Annotated in this window: 25 protein-coding genes and 1 pseudogene; all 26 read right to left on the bottom strand. The window is 31.7% G+C overall.

Translation table 11 applies throughout. The features are described from left to right. Nucleotides 1-52: 52 nt before the first annotated feature. A complete protein-coding gene (gene fliT, locus M2651_RS07975) occupies nucleotides 53-397 on the bottom strand; it encodes a flagellar protein FliT (RefSeq protein ID WP_252131817.1) in 345 nt (114 codons plus the stop codon). A 59-nt stretch (nucleotides 398-456) separates the two neighbouring features. Further along, nucleotides 457-2355: a flagellar filament capping protein FliD gene (fliD, locus tag M2651_RS07970; RefSeq protein WP_252131816.1), complete on the bottom strand. Its 1899-nt coding sequence runs from the start codon at nucleotides 2353-2355 to the stop codon at nucleotides 457-459. A gap of 69 nt (nucleotides 2356-2424) precedes the next feature. Further along, a complete protein-coding gene (fliS, locus tag M2651_RS07965; RefSeq protein ID WP_252131815.1) occupies nucleotides 2425-2811 on the bottom strand; it encodes a flagellar export chaperone FliS in 387 nt (128 codons plus the stop codon). Nucleotides 2812-2847: 36 nt separating this feature from the next. Beyond that, nucleotides 2848-3090 carry a hypothetical protein gene (locus M2651_RS07960; RefSeq protein WP_252131814.1) on the bottom strand — a complete coding sequence of 81 codons (243 nt, stop codon included), beginning with the start codon at nucleotides 3088-3090 and terminating at the stop codon, nucleotides 2848-2850. Nucleotides 3091-3131: 41 nt separating this feature from the next. Next, nucleotides 3132-3500 (bottom strand): flagellar protein FlaG, encoded by a 369-nt coding sequence (locus M2651_RS07955; protein ID WP_252131813.1) that lies wholly within the window; start codon nucleotides 3498-3500, stop codon nucleotides 3132-3134. 22 nt (nucleotides 3501-3522) lie between these two features. Continuing rightward, the gene (gene csrA, locus M2651_RS07950; protein ID WP_252131812.1) at nucleotides 3523-3738 is read right to left on the bottom strand and encodes a carbon storage regulator CsrA; all 216 of its coding nucleotides are present in this window, start codon (nucleotides 3736-3738) and stop codon (nucleotides 3523-3525) included. 55 nt (nucleotides 3739-3793) lie between these two features. Continuing rightward, on the bottom strand, nucleotides 3794-4240 hold the full coding sequence (fliW, locus tag M2651_RS07945; protein ID WP_252131811.1) for a flagellar assembly protein FliW: 447 nt from the start codon (nucleotides 4238-4240) through the stop codon (nucleotides 3794-3796). A gap of 22 nt (nucleotides 4241-4262) precedes the next feature. Further along, a complete protein-coding gene (flgL, locus tag M2651_RS07940) occupies nucleotides 4263-5231 on the bottom strand; it encodes a flagellar hook-associated protein FlgL (protein ID WP_252131810.1) in 969 nt (322 codons plus the stop codon). 29 nt (nucleotides 5232-5260) lie between these two features. Next, a complete protein-coding gene (flgK, locus tag M2651_RS07935; RefSeq protein ID WP_252131809.1) occupies nucleotides 5261-7165 on the bottom strand; it encodes a flagellar hook-associated protein FlgK in 1905 nt (634 codons plus the stop codon). A gap of 19 nt (nucleotides 7166-7184) precedes the next feature. Further along, nucleotides 7185-7595: a flagellar protein FlgN gene (locus tag M2651_RS07930; protein WP_252131808.1), complete on the bottom strand. Its 411-nt coding sequence runs from the start codon at nucleotides 7593-7595 to the stop codon at nucleotides 7185-7187. Between the two features lie 2 nt (nucleotides 7596-7597). Continuing rightward, nucleotides 7598-7873 (bottom strand): flagellar biosynthesis anti-sigma factor FlgM, encoded by a 276-nt coding sequence (gene flgM / locus M2651_RS07925; RefSeq protein ID WP_252131807.1) that lies wholly within the window; start codon nucleotides 7871-7873, stop codon nucleotides 7598-7600. A 124-nt stretch (nucleotides 7874-7997) separates the two neighbouring features. Next, the gene (fliY, locus tag M2651_RS07920; protein WP_252131806.1) at nucleotides 7998-9119 is read right to left on the bottom strand and encodes a flagellar motor switch phosphatase FliY; all 1122 of its coding nucleotides are present in this window, start codon (nucleotides 9117-9119) and stop codon (nucleotides 7998-8000) included. Continuing rightward, a complete protein-coding gene (gene fliM / locus M2651_RS07915; protein WP_252131805.1) occupies nucleotides 9112-10107 on the bottom strand; it encodes a flagellar motor switch protein FliM in 996 nt (331 codons plus the stop codon). Before fliM ends, fliY begins: the two co-directional genes overlap by 8 nt. Nucleotides 10108-10126: 19 nt before the next feature. Beyond that, nucleotides 10127-10528, bottom strand: a complete 402-nt coding sequence (locus M2651_RS07910; RefSeq protein WP_252131804.1) for a chemotaxis protein CheW — start codon at nucleotides 10526-10528, stop codon at nucleotides 10127-10129. A gap of 22 nt (nucleotides 10529-10550) precedes the next feature. Beyond that, complete coding sequence (locus M2651_RS07905; RefSeq protein ID WP_252131803.1) at nucleotides 10551-10913, bottom strand: response regulator; 363 nt, start codon at nucleotides 10911-10913, stop codon at nucleotides 10551-10553. A gap of 24 nt (nucleotides 10914-10937) precedes the next feature. Continuing rightward, nucleotides 10938-11537, bottom strand: coding sequence for a chemotaxis protein CheC (locus tag M2651_RS07900; protein WP_252131802.1), 600 nt, complete (start codon nucleotides 11535-11537; stop codon nucleotides 10938-10940). Between the two features lie 27 nt (nucleotides 11538-11564). Continuing rightward, nucleotides 11565-13583, bottom strand: a complete 2019-nt coding sequence (locus M2651_RS07895) for a chemotaxis protein CheA (protein WP_252131801.1) — start codon at nucleotides 13581-13583, stop codon at nucleotides 11565-11567. A gap of 12 nt (nucleotides 13584-13595) precedes the next feature. Next, the gene (locus M2651_RS07890) at nucleotides 13596-14363 is read right to left on the bottom strand and encodes a CheR family methyltransferase (protein WP_252131800.1); all 768 of its coding nucleotides are present in this window, start codon (nucleotides 14361-14363) and stop codon (nucleotides 13596-13598) included. A gap of 5 nt (nucleotides 14364-14368) precedes the next feature. Further along, nucleotides 14369-15418 (bottom strand): protein-glutamate methylesterase/protein-glutamine glutaminase, encoded by a 1050-nt coding sequence (locus tag M2651_RS07885; protein ID WP_252131799.1) that lies wholly within the window; start codon nucleotides 15416-15418, stop codon nucleotides 14369-14371. Between the two features lie 16 nt (nucleotides 15419-15434). Then, nucleotides 15435-15923 (bottom strand): chemotaxis protein CheD, encoded by a 489-nt coding sequence (locus M2651_RS07880; RefSeq protein ID WP_252131924.1) that lies wholly within the window; start codon nucleotides 15921-15923, stop codon nucleotides 15435-15437. Between the two features lie 18 nt (nucleotides 15924-15941). After that, nucleotides 15942-16391 carry a chemotaxis protein CheW gene (locus M2651_RS07875; RefSeq protein ID WP_252131798.1) on the bottom strand — a complete coding sequence of 150 codons (450 nt, stop codon included), beginning with the start codon at nucleotides 16389-16391 and terminating at the stop codon, nucleotides 15942-15944. Nucleotides 16392-16456: 65 nt separating this feature from the next. Continuing rightward, a complete protein-coding gene (locus M2651_RS07870) occupies nucleotides 16457-18019 on the bottom strand; it encodes a flagellar assembly protein A (protein WP_252131797.1) in 1563 nt (520 codons plus the stop codon). Nucleotides 18020-18116: 97 nt separating this feature from the next. Next, nucleotides 18117-18959 carry an aminotransferase class IV gene (locus tag M2651_RS07865; protein WP_252131796.1) on the bottom strand — a complete coding sequence of 281 codons (843 nt, stop codon included), beginning with the start codon at nucleotides 18957-18959 and terminating at the stop codon, nucleotides 18117-18119. Nucleotides 18960-19050: 91 nt separating this feature from the next. After that, entirely contained in the window at nucleotides 19051-19692 is a 642-nt protein-coding gene (locus M2651_RS07860) for an HAD-IB family hydrolase (protein ID WP_252131795.1), read from the bottom strand. A gap of 72 nt (nucleotides 19693-19764) precedes the next feature. Then, entirely contained in the window at nucleotides 19765-20133 is a 369-nt protein-coding gene (locus tag M2651_RS07855; protein WP_252131794.1) for a DUF1292 domain-containing protein, read from the bottom strand. Nucleotides 20134-20561: 428 nt separating this feature from the next. Further along, nucleotides 20562-20909: pseudogene (locus tag M2651_RS07850) on the bottom strand (transposase); the annotation flags it as partial.

Genomic DNA, 20909 nt, shown 5'->3' with positions numbered 1-20909 from the left:
TTTTTATCGTCATTCTACATAATAACTTTATATGTTTAATAAAAAAATTTTATTAAATTTTTTTATTAAAATACAATGCATCAACACTAAATCTTTTACTATAGCTCCTATTAGCTGTTTTTCTTGCACTAAACTTATCTAGTTTGTCTTTTACATAAGTTCTTTTGATATTCATCAGCTTAGTTAGTTTTTCCTGAAGCATCAATATTTGCAATTCATTACATATACTTTTAAATTCATTAGCAGAATAATTTATTTTATTCATTTGTTCAATAAGCATTTGTCTATCAGATAAAAGAGTCTCTAATGCATCGTAGTTGTCTTTTTCTAATTCCTCTATAAGTTTTATAGTTATGCTTCTATAATTATTTAGTGCTTCTCTTAACTGAAAGACCATAAACATCTCTCCTATATTCATTATTTTCTTTTAAAATATCTGTTATGCTTTGTCATTTACTAAGCTGTACTCATACCAAGCTGCTGAGAGAGCCATGTGGACTGAGAATTTAATTGATTCATGGCAGTTTCCAGCTTTGAAAATTGCAGGTAATATTTTTCCTCTTTATCTGCAAGTTTTTGAGTAAGATCAGAAATAATTTTATCCTTAGCTTGTATCTGTTTTGTTATTAAGTTGTTATATTCTGTAAAATCTCCTTTTAAACCTGCCTTTTCAATAAGAACTCCTTTTTTACCGCTGTTATTTCTTGTAGTTCTCACATAATCCTGAAGTATATCATTTATCCTTTGAAAAATTCCCTGGTCACTGTTTCTGCTCTCTCTTTGTGTTTGTGTTAAATCCGGACTGTAGGTAGGCTGCTTTGAAGAAGTCTGCATAAACAACTTTGCAACCTGTTCTCCTCTCGTTGCAAGCATGTCTTTAAGTTTTTGTTCTCCGCCTAATGAACTGTTAAATACAATTTTCCCTCTTTGGGATATATCGCTGGAAGTGCTTAATCCTAAATCTTTAAGAGTTATTCCAGCTCCCTCAACACTTTGAAAAAATGCATTTCTCATAGCGTAAAGCATATTCTGAAGACTGCTGTCATTTTTCAATAACCCTTCTTTTGCCTTTTCTTCCCATTTTTTAATTTCATCTTCTTTCATTTCGCTTTTTTGATCATCAGTAAGCGGCTTATAGTCGTACTGCTTCTTTTCATCTATTTTACTGTTTATTTTTTCTACAATTTCGTTATATTTATCAATAAAAGCTTTAATTTTATCAAAAGCCTTCTGAGCATTAAAAGTAACTGTTATATCTACAGTTTTAGCTGAGTCTGCCTGAGTTAAGTTATAACTTACATTATCAATTGTAAAAATATTTGATGACTTTACTACTGAAGTTGGTGATGTTGCTCCAGGAGGTGTTATATCTACTTTAGCATCTTGACCGTTCTTAATAGTAAAATCTTCCGGCAGACCTAAGGCAGTAATAAGCGAGCTAGTAGTACCGCTGTCTAAATTAATTGCCGTGCTTCCCCCGGTAGAAGTTGTCCTTAACTCAAATTTTCCTGTTAACTCACTAAACTTAGCAGTAACATTACCAGAAGTTTTATTGCTTATACTTTGTATAAGTTCTCCTAAAGTGCTCTGATTACTAATATTATCAATAGAAACCGTACTGCCGTTATAGGTAAATTTAAAAGAGCCGGCTGCATCTGTCATACCTAGATTTTCTAACTTAGTAGATAAGGAAGGATTAATTATTTTGCCGCTTACCACATCTAAATCAGCTACACTATCAACATTTGTTATTTTAATATTTTCTGTAGTTAAAGCTTCAAATTTTATATAGGTATTAGCTCCATCTGTTATCTTTGATACCTGTACTTTACCTTTCATTGATCCTGCAGTAATTTTGCTGTTTATATCATTGACAATATCATCTACAGAATTTAAAGTGGAAGATAAAGTTATTTCCATATCATTAAACTTAATTCTTTTGCCTTCCCAGTCTGATGGACTTATAATATTACTTGTTCTATCAACTATAATAGAATTTGAAGTTATGCTGGCGCTTGTGGCAAGCTGATTTACTTTAACAGTATACTTTCCTGATACTGCTCCTGTAGAGGCTGATGCTGTTGCAATAGTATTATCACTGCTAGAAGTCTCAAAGGCTGCATAATTATTCTTAGACAGCATATTTGTATCTGACTTTAAAACATCAAAATAAGTGCTTCTTAAACTTATTAAATCACTAACAATCTCTCTATATAAATCCTGCTGCCACTGAAAAATTTGTTTTGCTTGCTTTACCTTATCAATTTTAGCACTTTCAGCCTTCAGCATTTGCTTAACCGCTGTATCAACATCCAAACCGGTAGCCATACCTGTTATTCTTAATTTACTGCTCATATTTTCACCATCCTGTTTAATAAACAGTTATATACATATTATCATTCATCTTAACTGCTTACTTTAAGATTATTTTGCTCCCTTGGAAAGCTTATAAGCTTCGTTCCAAGTATCTTTGACTTCTTCAATTAAAGGAATGATTTCATTCATTATATCAATGTCTTTCTTAATATTAGCATCCCTAAGTCTCCTTATAATAAAATCATAAATACTTACTAAACTTTTTGCCCATTCTCCACCCCTGTTAACATCTAAACTGGCTATAAGCTCATAAAATATATTCTGAGTTTTAATTATATTTTCATGAGCCTTTGCAATGTTCTTATCTAATATAGCCTGTCTACCTATTTTGGAAAATTTTACAGCTCCATCTAAAAGCATTAAAAGCAGCTGTTCCTTTGAAGCATAATTCACACTGTTATTTTTATAAGCATTGTAAGCATTACTTGATTGCATTTTATTCTCACCCACCTGATTAATAGTTTTGCGTTATTATTTCTTAACATCTATAAAAGAACCTTTTGAGGAATTTTGTACTACAGTCTTAACGGCTTCAACTGAAAATTTTTGAGTAGCCTTATATCTTTTAAGGCTATAATCCTTTTTTTCTTTTTTCTCTTCCTTTTTATCCTTATTTATAGAAATATTTTTTGTACCATGAACCTTTCCTTCTTTTGTACTTTCATTTATTTTCTGGCGCAAGTCGGTATCAATTTTATTTAATCTATATTCCATGAAAACCTCTCCCCTGTTACTTGAGGTATTATGCAGAACTTTTACGCCTTTTTGTCAAAAAGAACTCCTACCATCTCCATCATTTGTGCTACCATATCCAATATTTTCTTTGGAGGAATCTCTTGTATTACTTTTCCGGTATTATCGTCAACTATTTTAATCATTACATCATTTAGTTTATCATGAACTTCATACTCCGCATGAGTTTTGTTATCTTCTAAAAATTTGTTAAGCTTATCTACAGCGTTTTTTAAATCCTTTTCTTTTATATCACTGCCTGCTGTATTTTTATTGCTATCATTTTTGAATTTTTGCAAAAACTGCTCGCTATTTGCCTGCCCAAAGCTATCAACAGCTTTGTTTAAATCTAAGGTTATCTGTCTTCCTTGACCTATTCCTCTAACTTCCATATTGAACACTCCATCCAAAACCTTATTTTTTTATATTTTTTAATATAGAACTGTCAAAAGTAATAGCACTTTTATTTTCTTCCGTTACTTCCTTGTAAAGCTCTTTTCTTAATATAGTTATATTCTTTGGTGCCGCAATAGATAGCTTGACTGAACCATCATCCACTTTAACTACAGTTATCTCTATATCATCGCCAATTAATATGGATTCTCCTTTTTTTCTTGTTATAACCAGCATAAAATCCTTCCTTTCGTCGGATACGGGGTGCTTACTCTCTTTTTAAAGCTAACGGTTAAAACACATTTAAAGCTTTTACCCCATTAAATAATGGGTGCTTTATCTTATATTTATCGTTATCTATTATTATTTGTTCCCCTAGCTTCTCATTTATATTTATAACTATTGGAGCTTTCAGGTTAGTAGTTATATTTTCAACCTTTGAGTTTAAAGTAACGGTATTTAAAACTAAAACATCTTCTGGCCTAGTTATTTTTAATTCTTTAAGCTTTTCATCGCTTAGCTTAAATTCATAATCCTCAAATACTGTAAAAGGTGAAATGGTTACAATACCTATTTCCTCATTTTCTATAGATTGAAGTATGTTGAACAGCTCATTTTCCTCTACAGTAAACAGTATAAATTTTTTTAAGTTTTCAAAGCCAGGCAATCCTTTTTTAAAGGTTATTATATCTTCACTTCTGTATTCTCTTACTCCGTGATATTTTGTATTAAGTTTCATACTATCCTCCTTTTGTTACTGTTTACCTTAAATAGTCTAGTAGCGTTGGCTGAAGTACTTTTGCACTTGTTTGCAGTGATGCCATATAAACAGTTTGAAGCGTTGCATATTCCATTGTCTTCTGAGTTATATCTATATCCTCAGTACGAGATAAGATTGAGGTTAAATTATAGCTCTCATCCTCATTTTTTTCTTTTGCAGCTTCCATTCTGTTTTGCTTTGCTCCAACCTCTGAACGCTTTTTAAGGATATTATTTATTGCCTTTTCAATATCTGTTAAATCCTCGTTTGTAAGCTTTGAAACAGAGTTTTCATCATCTAAATGATCTACTATATTTTTAAATATCTGTCTTAAATCTTTTCCATCAAATTCAATTACTTCACCTGCTGCAACATTATAATCTATAGTTACTCCGGAGGAAATCTCAACAAACATTTTTTTATTAATTTTATTTAGCTCAATACTTTCATTTGCGTTAGGAACATCCATATTATAAATAAGTTCTTTGTTTTTTCCATTTACTGTATCAACCGATGAATCAATTTCAGAAGTAGCCATTGGCTTAATTGTGCCTCTAGTTCCGCCAAATATATATTTACCATCAAAGCTGGTGTTTAGAATTTGTGCAAATTCATCTATTCTTTGGTTAATTTCATCTTTAATAGATTGTCTTTCACTAGAGCCATAGGCAGCATTTCCTGCTGATACAAGAAGCTCTCTTACTCTTTGAAGCACATTTCCAGCCTGGCCTAAGGCAGTATCTGTAGTATCTAACCAGTTAATTGTGTCGCTTATATTTTTATTGTATTGTTTATTTGCATTTATGTCTGTATGAAGCTGCATAGCTCTTGCAACTCTTGCAGGGTCGTCAGAAGGTTTTCTTATTTCCTTCCCTGAGGTCATCTGCTGCTGAAGAGTCTGCAGGTTCTTAAGATTTGTATTCATATCTGTTAAAAAGCTGTTTGTCAGCATTTTATTTGTAACACGCATAGTTTCACCTCGATACTAAGTTATATAAATTATCTCTTTAACCCGTTAATAACAACATCAAGAAGTTCGTCTACTGTAGAGATGATTTTTGCATTTGCTTGATAAGCGTGCTGATATTGTATTAAATTAGCCATTTCCTCATCTAAAGAAACTCCTGATATTGATTCTCTTGTCTGTTTAAAGCTTGCTAAAAGAGTTTCCTGGTTTACAACCATCCTTTTTGCTTCAGCACCTTGAACACCTAATCTATCTATAACATCTTTAAAATAATTATCTATTTTCATTCCATTAGGACTACTCACAAATTCAATAGTTCCGATAGATTTTTTATTAATTAGATTATTACCTTTGGATGAGTCAAATAAATCTGCTCTTGAATTTATGACGCTTCCAATATCCTGTATATTCATAAGCTTATCTCTTAACTGTGCTATAGCCAATGCTCTTGAACCATCGCTTAAGCCATCTGTAACATTATCTGACGCCAGTTCATATCCTTCTTTATCATCGTTAAATCTTGTTTTAATCTGCATAACATCATCAATTAGCTGTTTATTTACAGATATATTTGCTGCTGTAATATTGTCTTCAGCTCTTAATACTGCTTCTAAGGCTGAAGTACCATTTTTATCATAAAGTACACTCTTCGTGCTTTTAATAGTATATACATTATCTGCCACGTCACTGTTTACAAAAAATGGAACAAAATCATTTATAGATTCAATTATTTTATTTCCGTTTTCATCCAGGATAAATTCACCGTTTGCATCAACTTTATAGGTAACTGATGACTCTTTACCGCTGTGCAGAGCGTTTACTGAAAATGCTAAAGCTTTTGCTACCTTATTCAGCTGATCCATATAAGTATCTATATCCTTTTGAACTGACATATAACCTTGTAGTTCTCCCTTTGATGGCTGAAAGAGTACAAAATCCTTAAAGGTGCTTCCGCTGACCACTGCAGCATTTCCAGATTTATCAGCCCAGATAACTCTAGTCTCATCTATTTGTTTGTACTCCTCATCTGTTAAGGTTACACCTTTTATTGTAACCCCATTTTCACTGCTGGTTTTATCTCCTAATTTATAGTAAGTTATATCATATGTTCCATCTGCATTTTTAGTTATACTGTCTATATATGATAACCTTCTTACATTTGTATTGTCCTCTGCCTTTATAAACGATGAATTATCTGAAAGACCTTTAGAAATTAAATCTTCAGGCTTTACATCAAAACCTTCAAAATTCTTCTTATCAATTGTTATATTGAATTTGGTACTTAATTCATCTAGAAGAAGGTCTCTTCTATCCATCAAATCATTAGGTTCCTGACCTGCAACCTTTACTCCAATAATTTGAACATTAAGCTGGTCAATCTGATTTAAAATATCATTTACTTCAAAAACTGTATTTTTAATAACAGATTGTGTGTTTTCCTTAAGCTTTTGCAGCTGACTTGCAGTATGATTTAAAGCATCTGCTAGTGCTGCAGCCTGTTGAACTACTATAGTCCTTGAATTAGAATTTTCAGCATCTTGAGAAAGAGTCTGCCAGGAATCAAAAAACTTTCCTATTAAACTTGATATTCCTGTATCGCTTGGTTCATTAAAAATACTTTCAATTTCGCTTAAAAACTTATCTCTTGCTGAAAACTGTCCGTATCTGCTGTTTTCAACCCTTACCTGATAATCTAGAAAACTATCTCTTACTCTTTGAATAGCTGTAACCTGAGAACCTGTACCAATTTGTCCAGGTTCAGCTGCATTGTTTAATGTTGGCATTCCAAAAGGTCTTGTAGTTTGAATTACAGCCCTTTGCCTTGAATACCCTTCTGTATTTGCATTTGCAATATTATGTGAAGTAACATTTATTGCTCTCTGTTGAGTTGACATTCCTCTGCTTGCAATATTAAAAATCGAAAATAACCCCGACATCTGTCCACCTCATTTAAACTTATCTTGATACTCTTCCATAGGAATTATAGGTTTTTGGCATTCTTGAAGGATTAAGTATATTTAATATTCTATTAGTAAAACTTAACCCCTGCTTTATTAATAACTCATTTGACTCCTTCTGTACCTTGGCTTCATGAAGCAGTATCCTCATTTTTCTATAGTTTTCTTCTAAAGAACTATCCCCTATTTCCTCTACAATTTCACTCATGGATCTTCCTTTTGTTAATTCTCTTCTCTTAACTTCCTTATCCGCCAGCATTCTGCTGCACTTTTCTATTTCACTGACACAGCTTTCAAGTGTAATAGCATCGCTCTTAATTAAAGATGCATGCTGAGTTTCAAGTACTTTTATCAGTTCCGTTAAAGCCTCTATCTCTGCTGAAATAATATTGTTTAATTCCTCTTTCAAAACTAGACTCCTTTCTCTTTAATGTTATCTATTATACTTTTCGCAATTAAAGCTGAATTTACTTTATAAGTTCCCTTTGATATTTCGTTTTTTAGTTTTTCAACTTTTTCAGGGGAATTTTTAAAGTTTTCTTCTAACGAAAGAGAACTCAAACTTTTACCAAGGGTTGATATTTCAATTGTATCTTTATTTGAATTTGATGTATTTTTTAAAGATGATTTAGAATTAGTTTTATATAAATTAACTACTTTATTGACACCTACACCGCTTATTTTCATACTCAGCACTCCTAAATTTTCCAAATTATATTTTCTAATATATTAATTCTATTATCGTATAATATTAATATAAATTTATACCTAAATAAAAAGAAATAAAGCATTAAACTTTATTTCTTCTTAATTATCTAGATAATGATTTAACTCTTTCTGCACCGCTTACTATGCTTGTAATCCTTACTCCAAAGTTTTCATCAACTACTACTACTTCTCCATAAGCTACTATTTTACCGTTAACTAATATTTCAACTGGTTCTTCAGCCAATTTATCAAGCTCTATAAGTGAGCCTGTTCCAAGACTTAATATATCCTTTATATTCTTTTTAGTCCTTCCTAAAACAACAGAAATTTCTAGCGGAACATCCAATATTAGATCTATATTTCTAGGCATAGCAGCAGCTGAACTTTCCTTAAGAGGCTGAAAGGATGCCTTATGAATTTCCACCTGAGGTTCAGGTGTTCTTTTTTCAAAAGCCGGCTCTACGTAAACCTCTTTAGAAGGCTCCTGAAAATTAAAAGACGCCTGCGGCTCTATATAAGCTGGTTTTACATTAACAGTCTCTGCAGCAGGTTCTGAATTTTCAGTTCCCATCATTATAGAAATAACTTTTTTAGCCGTTTCCATAGGAAGTATCTGCATTATTGTACTGTCCACCAAGCTGCCTATTGTTAGCCTAAAGGATACTTGAATAATGTTTTCATTTTCATCAATATTATTTGATAGTTTATTAGTGCTGTCGCTCCAAATAGTTGAACTTGGAGGAGCTATGTTTACCTCTCTTGAAAACATTGTTGCCATAGAAGTTGCGGCAGAACCTATCATCTGATTCATAGCCTCTGACACCGCACTTATTTCTATCTCTGTAAGCTCATGGCTTTCAACTTTTCCATCTCCGCCCATCATAAGATTTGCAATTATTGCTGCATCTGTTATCTTCATAACTAAAAGATTCTCACCGACTATACCACTTGTGAATCTTACTTCAAGAGCAATATTGGGCACCTCAAAATCATTTTTAAGCTTTTTTAAAGTAGTAACTGTAACTACAGGTGTAGTTATATTAACTTGTTGGTTTATAATTGTGGAAAGTGCTGTAGAAGCTGAACCCATAGAAATGTTTCCTATCTCACCAAGCAGGTCCTTCTCTATGTCTGAAAGCATCTCCTCCACTTCAGGTTCAGGGCTTAAACTTCCTCCGTTTAATAGAGAATCTATTTCTTCCTGTGAAAGAAACCCATTACTCATAATTTTCCACATCCTTATCTATAATATCAAGTATTTCAATTCCGAGGTTCTTGCCTATTATACCAGGCTTACCATAATAATAAGGCTTATCCTCCACCAATAACTTAACTGGACTGCTGCTTTTATTATCAAGAGTTATTACATCTCCCGCTGACAACTTCAAAAAATCATCGATTGTAATATTAGTTTTGCCTAAAACAGCTGTAACTTCAACTTTTACCACATTTAATCTATTCTTAAGCTTTTCCCTGGATTCATGTAACACTTCTTCATTATTTTCCTGAAACCAATATTGAACAACTAACTTATCAAGCACCTTTTCAATACTTAAATATGGTATGCAAATATTAATATAAGTACTGCTTTTATTCATGTCTACAGAAAATGTTATTAGAGCAACTGGTTCAGTTGGTGCCATCGTTTGATTTAAAGCAGGGTTAGTTTCAATACCTTCTATTTCCGTCTGTACTTCAAGTACATCCTCCCAGGCTAACTTCAGATTTCCTATAAGTCCTTTATTAATATGCCTTATAATATTTTTATCAATATCTGTAAACTCTCTCATTTTATACTTTCCAGTACCAGAGCCTCCAAGAAGTACATCTATTATTTGAAATACAAACTGTGGATTTGTTTCAAATAATATTGAACCGCTTAAAGGAGGCATCTTGAATATTGTAAGTATAGTGGGATTAGGTACAGAGTGAATAAACTCCTCATAAGTTATCTGTTCTACAGATACTATCTTTACCTTTACATTACTTCTAACCTGAGCTGTAAGATAACTAGATATAATTCTGGCATAATTATCGTGTATAAGTTCAAGTGTTCTTATATGCTCCTTTGAAAATTTCTGAGGACTTCTAAAATCATAAACTTTGACCTTTTGCTTCTCTTCCTCCTTTGGAAGTTCATCTGGTTTTAATTCACCAGAGGATAAGGCAGACAGGAGAGCGTCTATTTCGCTTTGTGATAATACTTCTGCCATATTTTCCCCTCATTTCTAGTTAATTTGATAAAAGCCTATCTATATCAATAAGTGTTACTATTCTGTCCTTAAGGTTAATAACTCCTCTTATATAGGATTTCCTTCTATCATTCTCTACTCTTTCAATAAAACTTTCATCTATATCTAAAACTTCATCTACCTGGTCAACAGTAATTCCTATAAGTTCATCTTCCATTTCTAATATAACAATATTATTTTGACCTTTTTCATTTTTATCTATATCAAGAAGCATGTTTATATCAAGAAGAGATATAATATTTCCTCTAAGGTTTATAAGTCCTTTTATATGGCTTGGAGCCTTAGGAACTTTTGTTATTCCCATGGTGTCATTTATGCTTTGAACCTTTGAAGTTTCCACTGCAAATTGTTCATCAGCAAGCTTAAATATAACGACTTGCATAGTAATTCCCCCTTATTCCTTGTTACCCCAATACCTTCCTAATAGCTTCTAAAACTCTGTCTGGTTGAAAAGGCTTAACAATAAAGTCTCTTGCTCCTGCTCTAATTGCATCCATAACCATTGTCTGCTGTCCCATAGCACTGCACATAATTATTTTCGCACCAGGGTCAAACGCCCTTATAGATTTTACAGCCTCAATACCATCCATATCAGGCATAGTAATATCCATAGTTACAACATCTGGTTTTTCTTTTTTATAAAGTTCAACAGCTTTTAAGCCATTATTTGCTTCTCCAATTACTTCAAATCCGTTCTTTTCAAGTATATCCTTTATCATCATTCTCATAAAAGCAGCATCATCAACAATTAATACTTTTGCAGCCATTTTATATCCTCCTCGTATTCCTTATTATTTTACTCCAAGTGCACCTAAAATTTTATCAAGTGAGCCAGGCATAGGTATATAATAAAAATGCCCGCTGATATTAGAACCAGACTCTAAAAACGTAGTTTCAATATCAAGTACAAATTCATCAAATTGTCCTGACTCAATAAAAGTTGTGGAAAGAATAGCACCAAGCATATCACAGGAAACTGCAGGCACAGAAGGCACTATCAGAAGGTTTGTAAACCTTGCTATAGCATTCATAAAAGAGCCTGATATAATATTTCCTATTTCGCAAAGCACGGAGTTACCCATTTCGCTTATTTCTTCTTCCCTTTGTCCTAAAAGAATCTCTATAAAATCTAAAGCAACTTCTTTCTCAAAGATAAACAAAATGTTTCCTGGAGTATCTCCAAGTACTCTTACTATAACCCCAACAACAATTTCTTCTCCACCAATTCTTGAAAAAACAGTGTCAAAGGGAACTATATTTACAGCTGGAACAGTCATATCGATTTTTTTATTAATAATCTGTGAAAGCGCTGTAGCAGCATTACCAGCTCCAATATTGCCCACTTCTTTTAAAGCATCAAGCTGCACAGGGTTAAATTCCATATTTTCCATAATTTTCTCCTCCTACAGTTACAACCACTATATTAGTGCTGCAACATCTAGTATAAGTGTTACAAGTCCATCGCCAAGTATTGTTGCACCAATATATTCCTTTAATCCTTGCAGTGTCTTTCCAAGAGGTTTTATAACTATTTCTTTTTGTCCAAATAGTGAATCTACAAGAAGTCCTGCTACTTTCTCTCCAACCTTCACTATTACTATATAATTTTTATTATTTCCTGCAGACTCTATACCTAATTTTTTATTAACTCTTATAAGAGGAATTACATTTCCATTATAGATTATAACTTCTTTGTTATTAGTCTTTTTAACTAAGTTTTCCTTATAATCAATTACTCTGTCTATATATCCAAGAGATATAGCCATAGTTTCATCTCCAACCTTAACTAAAAGAGCCTGAATTATTTGAAGTGTCAATGGTAATCTTATAATAAATGAAGTACCTTTGTCAATTTCACTAATTACGTCAACTGTTCCACCCAAGGCTGAAATGTTTGTTTTTACAACATCCATTCCTACTCCTCTTCCGGAAATATCAGTTACTTTTTCGTTAGTACTAAAGCCTTGAACAAAGATTAAATTTCGGATATCAGTATCCGACATACCTTCAGTACTAATACCCATTCTTTCTGCCTTAGCCTGTATTTTATTCACATCTAAACCCTTACCATCATCTTCAACCTTAATAACTGCCTTAGTTCCTTCCTGGTAGGCTATAAGTTTAATCTTTCCAATAGGATCCTTACCCTTGGCTATTCTCTCTTCCTTACTTTCAATACCATGGTCTGCTGCATTTCTTATAAGGTGTATAAGAGGTTCTCCTATCTCATCTATTACTGTTCTGTCAAGCTCTGTATCCTGCCCTTGTATTATAAGCTCTATTTCTTTGTTAAGCTCAACAGACAAATCTCTGACCATTCTAGGAAATCTATTAAACACTACATCTAAAGGCATCATTCTAATCTTCATTACTAAATCCTGCAGATCAGACGTAGTTCTGGCTACTTGCTCTAAGGTTTCATTTAACTCTGTAATCCTTAAACTGCCGCTAATTTGTTCCAGTCTTGTTCTATGAATAACAAGCTCTGATACCATGTTCATAAATTTATCCAATCTTTCCAAGTCTACTCTTACAGATTGATGAGCTTTTTTGTGAGCAGTAGTTTCCTTTTGGGTTTCTTTTGCAGCTTTATTATTTCCCTTTGAAACTGTTTGGCTACTTATTTGTTCACTTTGCACAACAGGTTTTACCTGACTGCTGTGAAGCTCTGATGAGTTAAGCATTTCAATGCTTACCTTTTCAACTTCTGAAATATTTATGAGATTTTCATAAATTTCCTCTTTACTCTTATTTGAAACATAAATAAGCCCTATCTGAAATTCAAAATTTTCATTTTCTATATCTTCAACAGCAGGAATAGATTTTATAATTTCTCCACTTTCCTCTAAGCTTTTAAAAATAAGAAAAGCTCTGGCAGATTTAAGCAAAGTATTTTCATTTAAACTTATTGCTATCTGATAAGCTTTAAACCCTTTATAGGCTGCTTGCTTAACGATATTAATATCATATTCATTTAATTTAATTTCTAAATTTTCCTGTTCTTCTTCAGAAATTTCCTTATTTTCAAATACATTTTCTTCTATTTCTTCATTCTCTTCTCTATTTCCAATTCCCTCTAGATTTTTAATAATACCCTCTATTGGTACTCTTTCATCGTTACCTTCAGAAATATTATTAACCATAGTTTCAAGAGTATCCAAACACTGAAAAAGTACAGTTACAACCCTTTGAGTTACTTTCAGTTCACCGTCTCTAAACTTTGTTAATACATCTTCCATCTTGTGAGTAAGCTCAGCCATTACATTAAAGCCCATAGTTGCAGCCATTCCCTTTATAGTATGGGCTACCCTGAAAATTTCATTTAACTTATCTATATCATTTGGATCTTGCTCAAGCATAAGCAAGGATTCGTTCAAAGTCTGAAGATTATCCATAGACTCTTCAAGAAACATTGAAAGATATTGTGATGTATCCATATTTTTCCCTCCCTAAAGTTTTCTATATATAAAAGTAGAAGCCTTATCAAATCCATAGTCTTTATAATTATAAATGCTTTCCGTAGCTCCTACAAATAGAAGTCCCCCTTTTTTTAATGAAGAACTGAATTTTTTATATATGGCATCCTTCACGTCCTGATTAAAATAAATAACTACATTTCTGCATACTATAAGATCAAAATCCTTCTCATAAGCTTCCAATATCAAATCATGCTTTTTGAAAGACACCATATTTTTTATTCTAGAATCTATTATATATTTATCTCCTGAAACTTTAAAGTACTTATCTAAATACTCTTTTTTTACATTCTTAACTTCAGAGAAAGAATATTCTCCTGCCCTTGCTCTATCTAATATAGTTGAATCAATATCCGTTGCTATTATCTTATGTTTTCCTCCCGGACTTAAGTTGTCCATAATTATAGCAAGTGAATATGGTTCTGCACCAATAGAACAGGCTGCACTCCAAATTTTTAAGCTTCTATTACCTGGAAGCAGCTCCTTAAGTATTTTCTCTTTCAATTCCTCAAAGATTTCCGGATTTCTAAAAAATTCACTTACATTTATAGTAATAAAATCTAAGAATCTTTGCCTTTGAGATTTATCTTTTTTCAAAAGAGCAATATAATCTTCAACAGACTTCACTCCAACCCTTGACATCAAACTTAATATTCTTCTATGAAGCTGATTTGACTTGTATGCTGATAAATTTATATTAAACTCTTTTAACACCCATTGTTCAAAATACACTAAATCCATAAACTTTATCTCCCTGTAATAAGCTTAATAATTTGGACTGCCATTTCATCAATAGGAAGAATAATATCTACTTTTCCAGTTTCAAAAGCTGCTTTTGGCATACCATATATTGTACACGTAGACTTATCTTCTGAAATAGTTATTCCTCCATTTTTCTTTATTTCCACTGTTCCCTGTGCTCCGTCTCTTCCCATTCCTGTGAGTACAGCACTTACAAGCCGAGGACCATATACTTTAGAAGCTGATATAAAAAGCTTATCTACAGCTGGCCTAACCCCCCACATAGCTGGTTCTGTATTTAAATGAATTTTTCTATCACTATGAACTTCCATGTGAAAACCTCCAGGGGCTATATAAACTACATTTTTTTCAATACTTTGTCCATCTGAAGCTTCCACCACTGTAATTTTACTGTTTGTATTTAATCTATCTGCAAAAGCTTTTGTAAATCCTACAGGCATATGCTGAACAATAAATACAGGTACACCTAAGTCCTTAGGAAGTTCTGTTATAACTTTATAAAGCGCCTTAGGACCACCGGTAGACGCCCCTATTACAACTGCTTCAATTTTATCACTTAAATTCTTTTTTAAAAATTGAGCCTTTTCATTATTAACTGTACTTGTCTTTATATAAGAAGCTTTAGCATTGTTTTTATCATATGCCATTCTTATTTTTATAATCAATTCATCTTTAACCTTGTTTATATCTAGAGATATTGCTCCTGAAGGCTTAGGAATAAAATCAAAAGCTCCAGCCTCAAGACACTCCATGGTAAGTGTTGTTCCACGTTGTGAAACGCTGCTAAGCATTATTACAGGTATATTGATTCCTCTTTCCTTCAATTCCCTTAATGCAGTTATTCCGTCCATAACAGGCATTTCTACATCTAATGTTATAACGTCCACATTATGTTTTTGCAGTTTTTGGAGCAAGTCCTGACCATTTCTGGCAATATCTATTACTTCCATATCGTCCTGCGAATTTATCATATCAGATATTATTTTTCTCATCAATGCTGAATCATCAACTACTAAAACCTTAACCTTTTGCAAACAAGACCACACTCCATCATATTTCTTTTATACCTAAACCTACTGTTCTTATTTTAACAGTACCATTAAAGGTATCAAATATCATAGTTCTTCCTTTATTACCTCCTACATCCTCACCAATAATTGATATGGATAACTTTCCAAGTACAGCTTTTACAGCTGCACTGTTTCTATTTCCTACATCCATTATCATGCTTTTATCTGAAAAATTAAACATGGAAGCCCCCCCAGCTATTTTAGCTGTGATGTTTCTTTTTGAAGCTCCCATTTTCTCCATTTTTTCAATAAGAACAGGAATAGCCAAATCTGCAAATTTAATAGGATTGTTTATATTGCCAAATAGTGTACTATCTGGCAGCATAATATGAGCTAATCCTCCTATATTTTGGAGTTTGTCATAAAGTGCAATTCCAATACAAGAACCTAAACCTACAGTTATAAGTTTATTTGGTGAAGTAGTTACATTAAGATCTGCAATTCCAACTTTAATTTCTTTTACATCCATTACATCCATAACTGCACCTTACATTATTAAATTTTTTTCTTCTTCAGTTAAAATGGTAGCTAGATTTAAAAATATTATTATTTTTTTATCTATTTTAATAAGGCCTTTTATATATCTTTTTGAAATTTTTGCTGCAATTTCTGGCGCATTTTCTATATCTTTTGTATTGATATCTTTTACTTCAGAAACTACATCTACAATTATTCCTATTTTATTGTTATCCTGTTTAGCAACAATAATTTTTGAATCATTAACCTTTTCCTGAGAAGATAAATTGAATTTTTTAGCAAGTGATATAATGGGAAGAATAGCCCCTTCATAGTTTATGACTCCTAGCATGAAATCTGGTGAATCAGGGAGCTTTGTAGTTTCTTCATAACCTAAAATTCTTTCAACTTCCATAATATCTGTTGCATAATACTCACCATTTATACTGAATATCAATACCTTTATTTCTTTGTTTTCCATATTACCCTCCTGTATTCCTCAAAAGCACATAAAGATTATCAATCTTTATGCCTCCTGTATTCCTTTTACAATCTTAATCTATCAACCTTTAGTTCATAGTTTTCATTTAAATAAGCATGCAGCTTTCTGCTTGCATAATCTATGACAAACTCTCTACCGCCAATTGATAACACTATGTTTTCATAAGCTTTATCTATCCATATATGACCCTCTTCATTTACAATAAGCTTAGTAATAGATCCTCCAAGGCTCCCTGCAGTTTTACATTTAATTTCTTTTCCTGCTTTAACTGTACCGCCTCTGACTACACTCATATCTCCTGTAAAATAAACATTGTTATAGGCGTATAATTCTGAAACATAAGAACCTTTACCTGAAACTATTATATCTCCTGAGCTGTTTATAAATGAATCTTGACAGTAATTTATTTTTACATTTACCGGTAAAGAAAGAGTACTATTTAAAAACTCAATTCTTTCATTAACTGTTTCTTCTATTTCTATAACTTCACTGTAATGTTTTATACTTAATGGAGCTAATCCAAGCAGCTTTCCTTTTATAAGACACAAAAGTTTATCCCCTTGGATATCGTCATTTTGTCTGCTTTTAATAATATGAGTTATTGCACATAAACCCTGTTTTGGTATAGCTTTAAACTTATTTTCCATAAGTACTTTAACTATCTGACCGTCTGATACATCATATCCTAAAAGATTAAACTTCTTTACTTCTTCAATGGCTCCTATCATATCCTTTAAAGACTGTCTGAATACATTTAAATTTTCAAGTTCTTTAAGCTTTTCTGTATCTTCTCCTCCACCTATAACATGAGATGATATAATATTCCCTTTAATTACTATATCAGATCTTCCTTTTATTTCCGCTCGCTCAACATTTTTTAATACAGAAATTGTATTTCCAGCTATAACCTTCATACCTTCTTTTACATGTCCATGTATTAATATATCTTCTGAAAAGATAATATTTCCTGTTTCCAGGTTCACATCTCCTTTTACTTCATGTACCTTGTATACATAAAAAGTATTATTTTTTATACTTGGTTTACCGGACATAGAAGCTATTACTATATTTTCGTTTTTAATTTCACAACCACTTGAAACTTTAAGCTTAATTTTTTTTACAGGTTTAGGTTTAAGTATTTTTCCTTTAATATCTTTTCCAGGAACACCATCTTTCCCTGGTACTCTTTCAACTAAAACATCACCCTTACTAACTGCAGTTACTGCACCAATATTTTTAAAGTCAATTCTTCCATACTTATCTTCATTTAACTTTTTTATATCTTTATCTATATCAAATTTAATATGGATAATATCATCTTCACCTTCTACCGGAAATTCTCCTTTGGCAACTAATATATTTTCTACTCCATTTTTGTCAGTGCATTTCTCTAAATTTTCCTCGATAATTCCATAAACAATACCTTTATTAAACAGCTCAGCTTTTAACTCATCAACATTATAGCTTGGAGGAGGATTCTGCCCCTCCTTAAAAGAGTAGGTTATTGTTATATATGCTTCCATATTGTTTTCAGTTATTTTTATATTTAAGCTTCTAGCTGGAATAGAGGAATCCTTGTCCACTATCAAAGTGCTGTTTTCCTTCATAACAATTCACCCATCCCCGATAAGATTATATTATAAATTTATATACTTATCTTTATTTTCGTATTAATAAACATTTTCTTGATAATAATTTAAAAAATTATAAAATTTTATTGTTAACTATATATGTCTCAATAATTTTATCATATGCTTCCTTAATTTTTAACACAATACTATTTTTTGAAGAATTAAACATAATATTTTCGACTTTATTTACTGGCAGAACTTTTGGAGAAGTACCTGTAATAAATAATGCACTTAATTCTTTTAATTCTTTATAACTAACCCTTTTCTCTTCTATTTGTATATTTTCAGCTTTACAAATATCCATTATAATTTGTCTAGTTATGCCTGGCAGAACATCAACAATAGGGGCAGTTAAAACTACGTTTTCTTTTATCATGAATATATTAGACCTGCTGCCTTCTGTAATATTTTCATTTTTATCTACTAATATAGCTTCATAAGCACCGCTGCTTTTCATCTTTTCATCTGTTATTTTTCTTAGTTCATTATTAATTATCTTAGCATTAGGTTTATCTCTCTCCATAAAACATAGTATTGTAGAAACTCCATTTTCATATAATTCTTTGCTTGGATAGTGGTGCTTTATAAAATATGCCAAAAAAGTACGCTTTTCCTTTCCTTCATTATTGTTATAATTGAAAATAATTTTTACATTACCTACTAGTACATTATTTATATTTATAAGTTCTAATAATTTTTCTTTAATATCATTTAAATCCATCCACAAATGAAAATTTACTATTTGAGCCGAATTTTTTAACCTTTCTAAGTGTTTTTCTAAAAAAAGCGGTACTCCATCTATAACTCTTATCACTTCATAAAGAGAAGTTCCAGTAGAAACTAAACTATCTTGAAAAACTTCTTCTCTCAGCACTTCAGTGTTACGTATAAAAAATTTACTATAGCACTCGCTCATATGTATCTCTCCTCCTGTAAATAATTTATCTTTATGTAAAATCTTAAATTTATAAACAAATACCATAATTTAAAATAATCTATTAAAACGCTTACTTCCATTTTAATATTTTTATTTTATCATGTTTTTTTCTATAATTTATAAGATAAGGATTTCCTACAAGATTAAAAAGAGGCAAATCTGAAAGAGAATCTGAAAACATGTAGGAATTTTTAAAGTCTACTTCTATTTTTTCTTTTTTTAATTCTTCCATCAATCTTTTTACCTTTTCCTCACCTTTACAATTTTCACCCTCCATGGTGCTTTTATGTACTCCATTTTCGCATAAGTATCTAGTACCAATTACCTTATCCACTTCTTTTATATTATATAGTTCCTTTAAATAAAATTCTGGCGAAGCAGATATTAAATATATTTTACACCCTTTAGCTTTTAATTTTCTCATGGTCTCAATAGCATCCTTATACAAAATCCTGCTCAGTCTTTTTTCATAGAATTCTTTAACTAAATCTTTCATTTCTTCTTCCTTGATACCATCAATAAAGTAAATAAAATATTCTTTTACTTTTTTTAAAGGAACTATTTTAAAAGCATAAAAGAACGCTGATAATAATATTTTAGGAAAACTAAAAGATAGTTTAGGATTTTTTTTAAGCATAAACTTATAAAATTCCATTAAAGTTTCTCTCTTTGTAAGAGTATAATCTACATCAAATATAGCAAGCCTTTCCATCAAAGTCAGCCTCCTTAAGCTAAATAGAAACATATAATTAAAGGCCGCTATTTACGGCAGCGGCCTAAATTTTTACTCTTCATCTTCTAAACTTTGTTCATAGTATTTTGAAACTTCGTCAAATTCTTCCTCCTCTGGAATTACAAGCTCTCCTTCTTCACCTACTACTTTAAATAAAAAAACAGAACCATCTTCTGGATGCTGAACTAAAACATAATCATTTTCTTTATAGGTAAATCCATCAACAACCTCACAAGAAACTACATTACCGTTTTCATCTTCTAAATCAACAATCATAGCTCCATGATCATGTCCGCAGCCACAACACTCCCCATGTTCATGATCACCACATTCGCAGCCTTGCTCATGCTCATGTTCTCCGCAGCCACAGCCGCATGTATCTTCCTCACAACCGCAGTTGTGTAATTTTTCATCACTCATTAAAAATACCTCCTTATTATTATGGCATAATATAAATTATATTTACGCCTCATAAACATTATGTTAACATTGTACCCTTAATTTAGAAATATTAAAAGTGTTTTTTATTAATTTTTTAGAAATTTAATTTCAAATGGAGTAGAAGCTCTTATTCAGATAATGCTTTTTTAAAAGAATCAAGCTTAAGCTCTGATTAAACGATAATGGCTAAACCATAAATATTTCTTCATTTCTTCTTAAATCTGTCGCTTCGCGGGCTAGATATACAGTATTAATCTTATCAATATTCAGCATATTGCAGCTAGTTCTTAGAAAGAATAATTTTCTAAGATTTTTCCCCAAGCTTTCTGTTGTAATGCATTTTCCAATACAGATACCTCCTGTTTTTGGATTTATGTCAATATAGTAGACACAAAAACTCAAATTTTTTATGCAGTTTTTCTTAAAGAATCTTCAAACTGTTGGGGAGTCATATAACCGATACTGCTATGCAGCCTTTTTCTGTTATACCAGGATTCTATATATTTAAATATAGCTATCCTTGCAGCATCAAAGTCATAATATGTAACTAAGTGTACTTCTTCCTTTTTTAGTGTAGCATGAAAGGATTCTATACAAGCATTGTCATAAGGACATCCCTTGCCGCTAAAAGAATGAATTATATTATGTTCTCACTGTGGAGTATAACAGTATTCTTTGGTTTTTGAGTTATGTAGGCATTTTCTACAGCCTTTATAGCTAGTTCTGTATCCATAGTCTTTGAAAAAGCATAGCCA

Origin of the sequence: Clostridium caldaquaticum, from assembly GCF_023806125.1 — a bacterium.
In the GTDB taxonomy this organism is placed as follows: domain Bacteria; phylum Bacillota; class Clostridia; order Clostridiales; family Clostridiaceae; genus Clostridium_AT; species Clostridium_AT caldaquaticum.
Note: the sequence above shows the minus strand (reverse complement) of the source record. Positions and strands in the feature narration are given on the sequence as shown.

Bases quoted from the DNA above. Each gene is read 5' to 3' on its own strand.
- csrA (WP_252131812.1), bottom strand. From the start codon at position 3,738: ATGCTGGTTATAACAAGAAAAAAAGGAGAATCCATATTAATTGGCGAT.
- fliM (WP_252131805.1), bottom strand. From the start codon at position 10,107: ATGGCAGAAGTATTATCACAAAGCGAAATAGACGCTCTCCTGTCTGCC.
- M2651_RS07870 (WP_252131797.1), bottom strand. From the start codon at position 18,019: ATGAAGGAAAACAGCACTTTGATAGTGGACAAGGATTCCTCTATTCCA.
- M2651_RS07955 (WP_252131813.1), bottom strand. From the start codon at position 3,500: ATGGAAGTTAGAGGAATAGGTCAAGGAAGACAGATAACCTTAGATTTA.
- fliY (WP_252131806.1), bottom strand. From the start codon at position 9,119: ATGAGTAATGGGTTTCTTTCACAGGAAGAAATAGATTCTCTATTAAAC.
- fliT (WP_252131817.1), bottom strand. From the start codon at position 397: ATGGTCTTTCAGTTAAGAGAAGCACTAAATAATTATAGAAGCATAACT.
- M2651_RS07865 (WP_252131796.1), bottom strand. From the start codon at position 18,959: ATGAGCGAGTGCTATAGTAAATTTTTTATACGTAACACTGAAGTGCTG.
- flgK (WP_252131809.1), bottom strand. From the start codon at position 7,165: ATGTCGGGGTTATTTTCGATTTTTAATATTGCAAGCAGAGGAATGTCA.
- M2651_RS07905 (WP_252131803.1), bottom strand. From the start codon at position 10,913: ATGGCTGCAAAAGTATTAATTGTTGATGATGCTGCTTTTATGAGAATG.
- M2651_RS07910 (WP_252131804.1), bottom strand. From the start codon at position 10,528: ATGCAAGTCGTTATATTTAAGCTTGCTGATGAACAATTTGCAGTGGAA.
- M2651_RS07960 (WP_252131814.1), bottom strand. From the start codon at position 3,090: ATGGAATATAGATTAAATAAAATTGATACCGACTTGCGCCAGAAAATA.
- fliD (WP_252131816.1), bottom strand. From the start codon at position 2,355: ATGAGCAGTAAATTAAGAATAACAGGTATGGCTACCGGTTTGGATGTT.
- M2651_RS07900 (WP_252131802.1), bottom strand. From the start codon at position 11,537: ATGGAAAATATGGAATTTAACCCTGTGCAGCTTGATGCTTTAAAAGAA.
- M2651_RS07880 (WP_252131924.1), bottom strand. From the start codon at position 15,923: ATGGATGTAAAAGAAATTAAAGTTGGAATTGCAGATCTTAATGTAACT.
- fliS (WP_252131815.1), bottom strand. From the start codon at position 2,811: ATGCAATCAAGTAATGCTTACAATGCTTATAAAAATAACAGTGTGAAT.
- M2651_RS07860 (WP_252131795.1), bottom strand. From the start codon at position 19,692: ATGGAAAGGCTTGCTATATTTGATGTAGATTATACTCTTACAAAGAGA.
- fliW (WP_252131811.1), bottom strand. From the start codon at position 4,240: ATGAAACTTAATACAAAATATCACGGAGTAAGAGAATACAGAAGTGAA.
- M2651_RS07875 (WP_252131798.1), bottom strand. From the start codon at position 16,391: ATGGAAAACAAAGAAATAAAGGTATTGATATTCAGTATAAATGGTGAG.
- flgL (WP_252131810.1), bottom strand. From the start codon at position 5,231: ATGCGTGTTACAAATAAAATGCTGACAAACAGCTTTTTAACAGATATG.
- M2651_RS07895 (WP_252131801.1), bottom strand. From the start codon at position 13,583: ATGGATACATCACAATATCTTTCAATGTTTCTTGAAGAGTCTATGGAT.
- flgM (WP_252131807.1), bottom strand. From the start codon at position 7,873: ATGAAAATAAGCGGTGTAGGTGTCAATAAAGTAGTTAATTTATATAAA.
- M2651_RS07890 (WP_252131800.1), bottom strand. From the start codon at position 14,363: ATGGATTTAGTGTATTTTGAACAATGGGTGTTAAAAGAGTTTAATATA.
- M2651_RS07855 (WP_252131794.1), bottom strand. From the start codon at position 20,133: ATGAGTGATGAAAAATTACACAACTGCGGTTGTGAGGAAGATACATGC.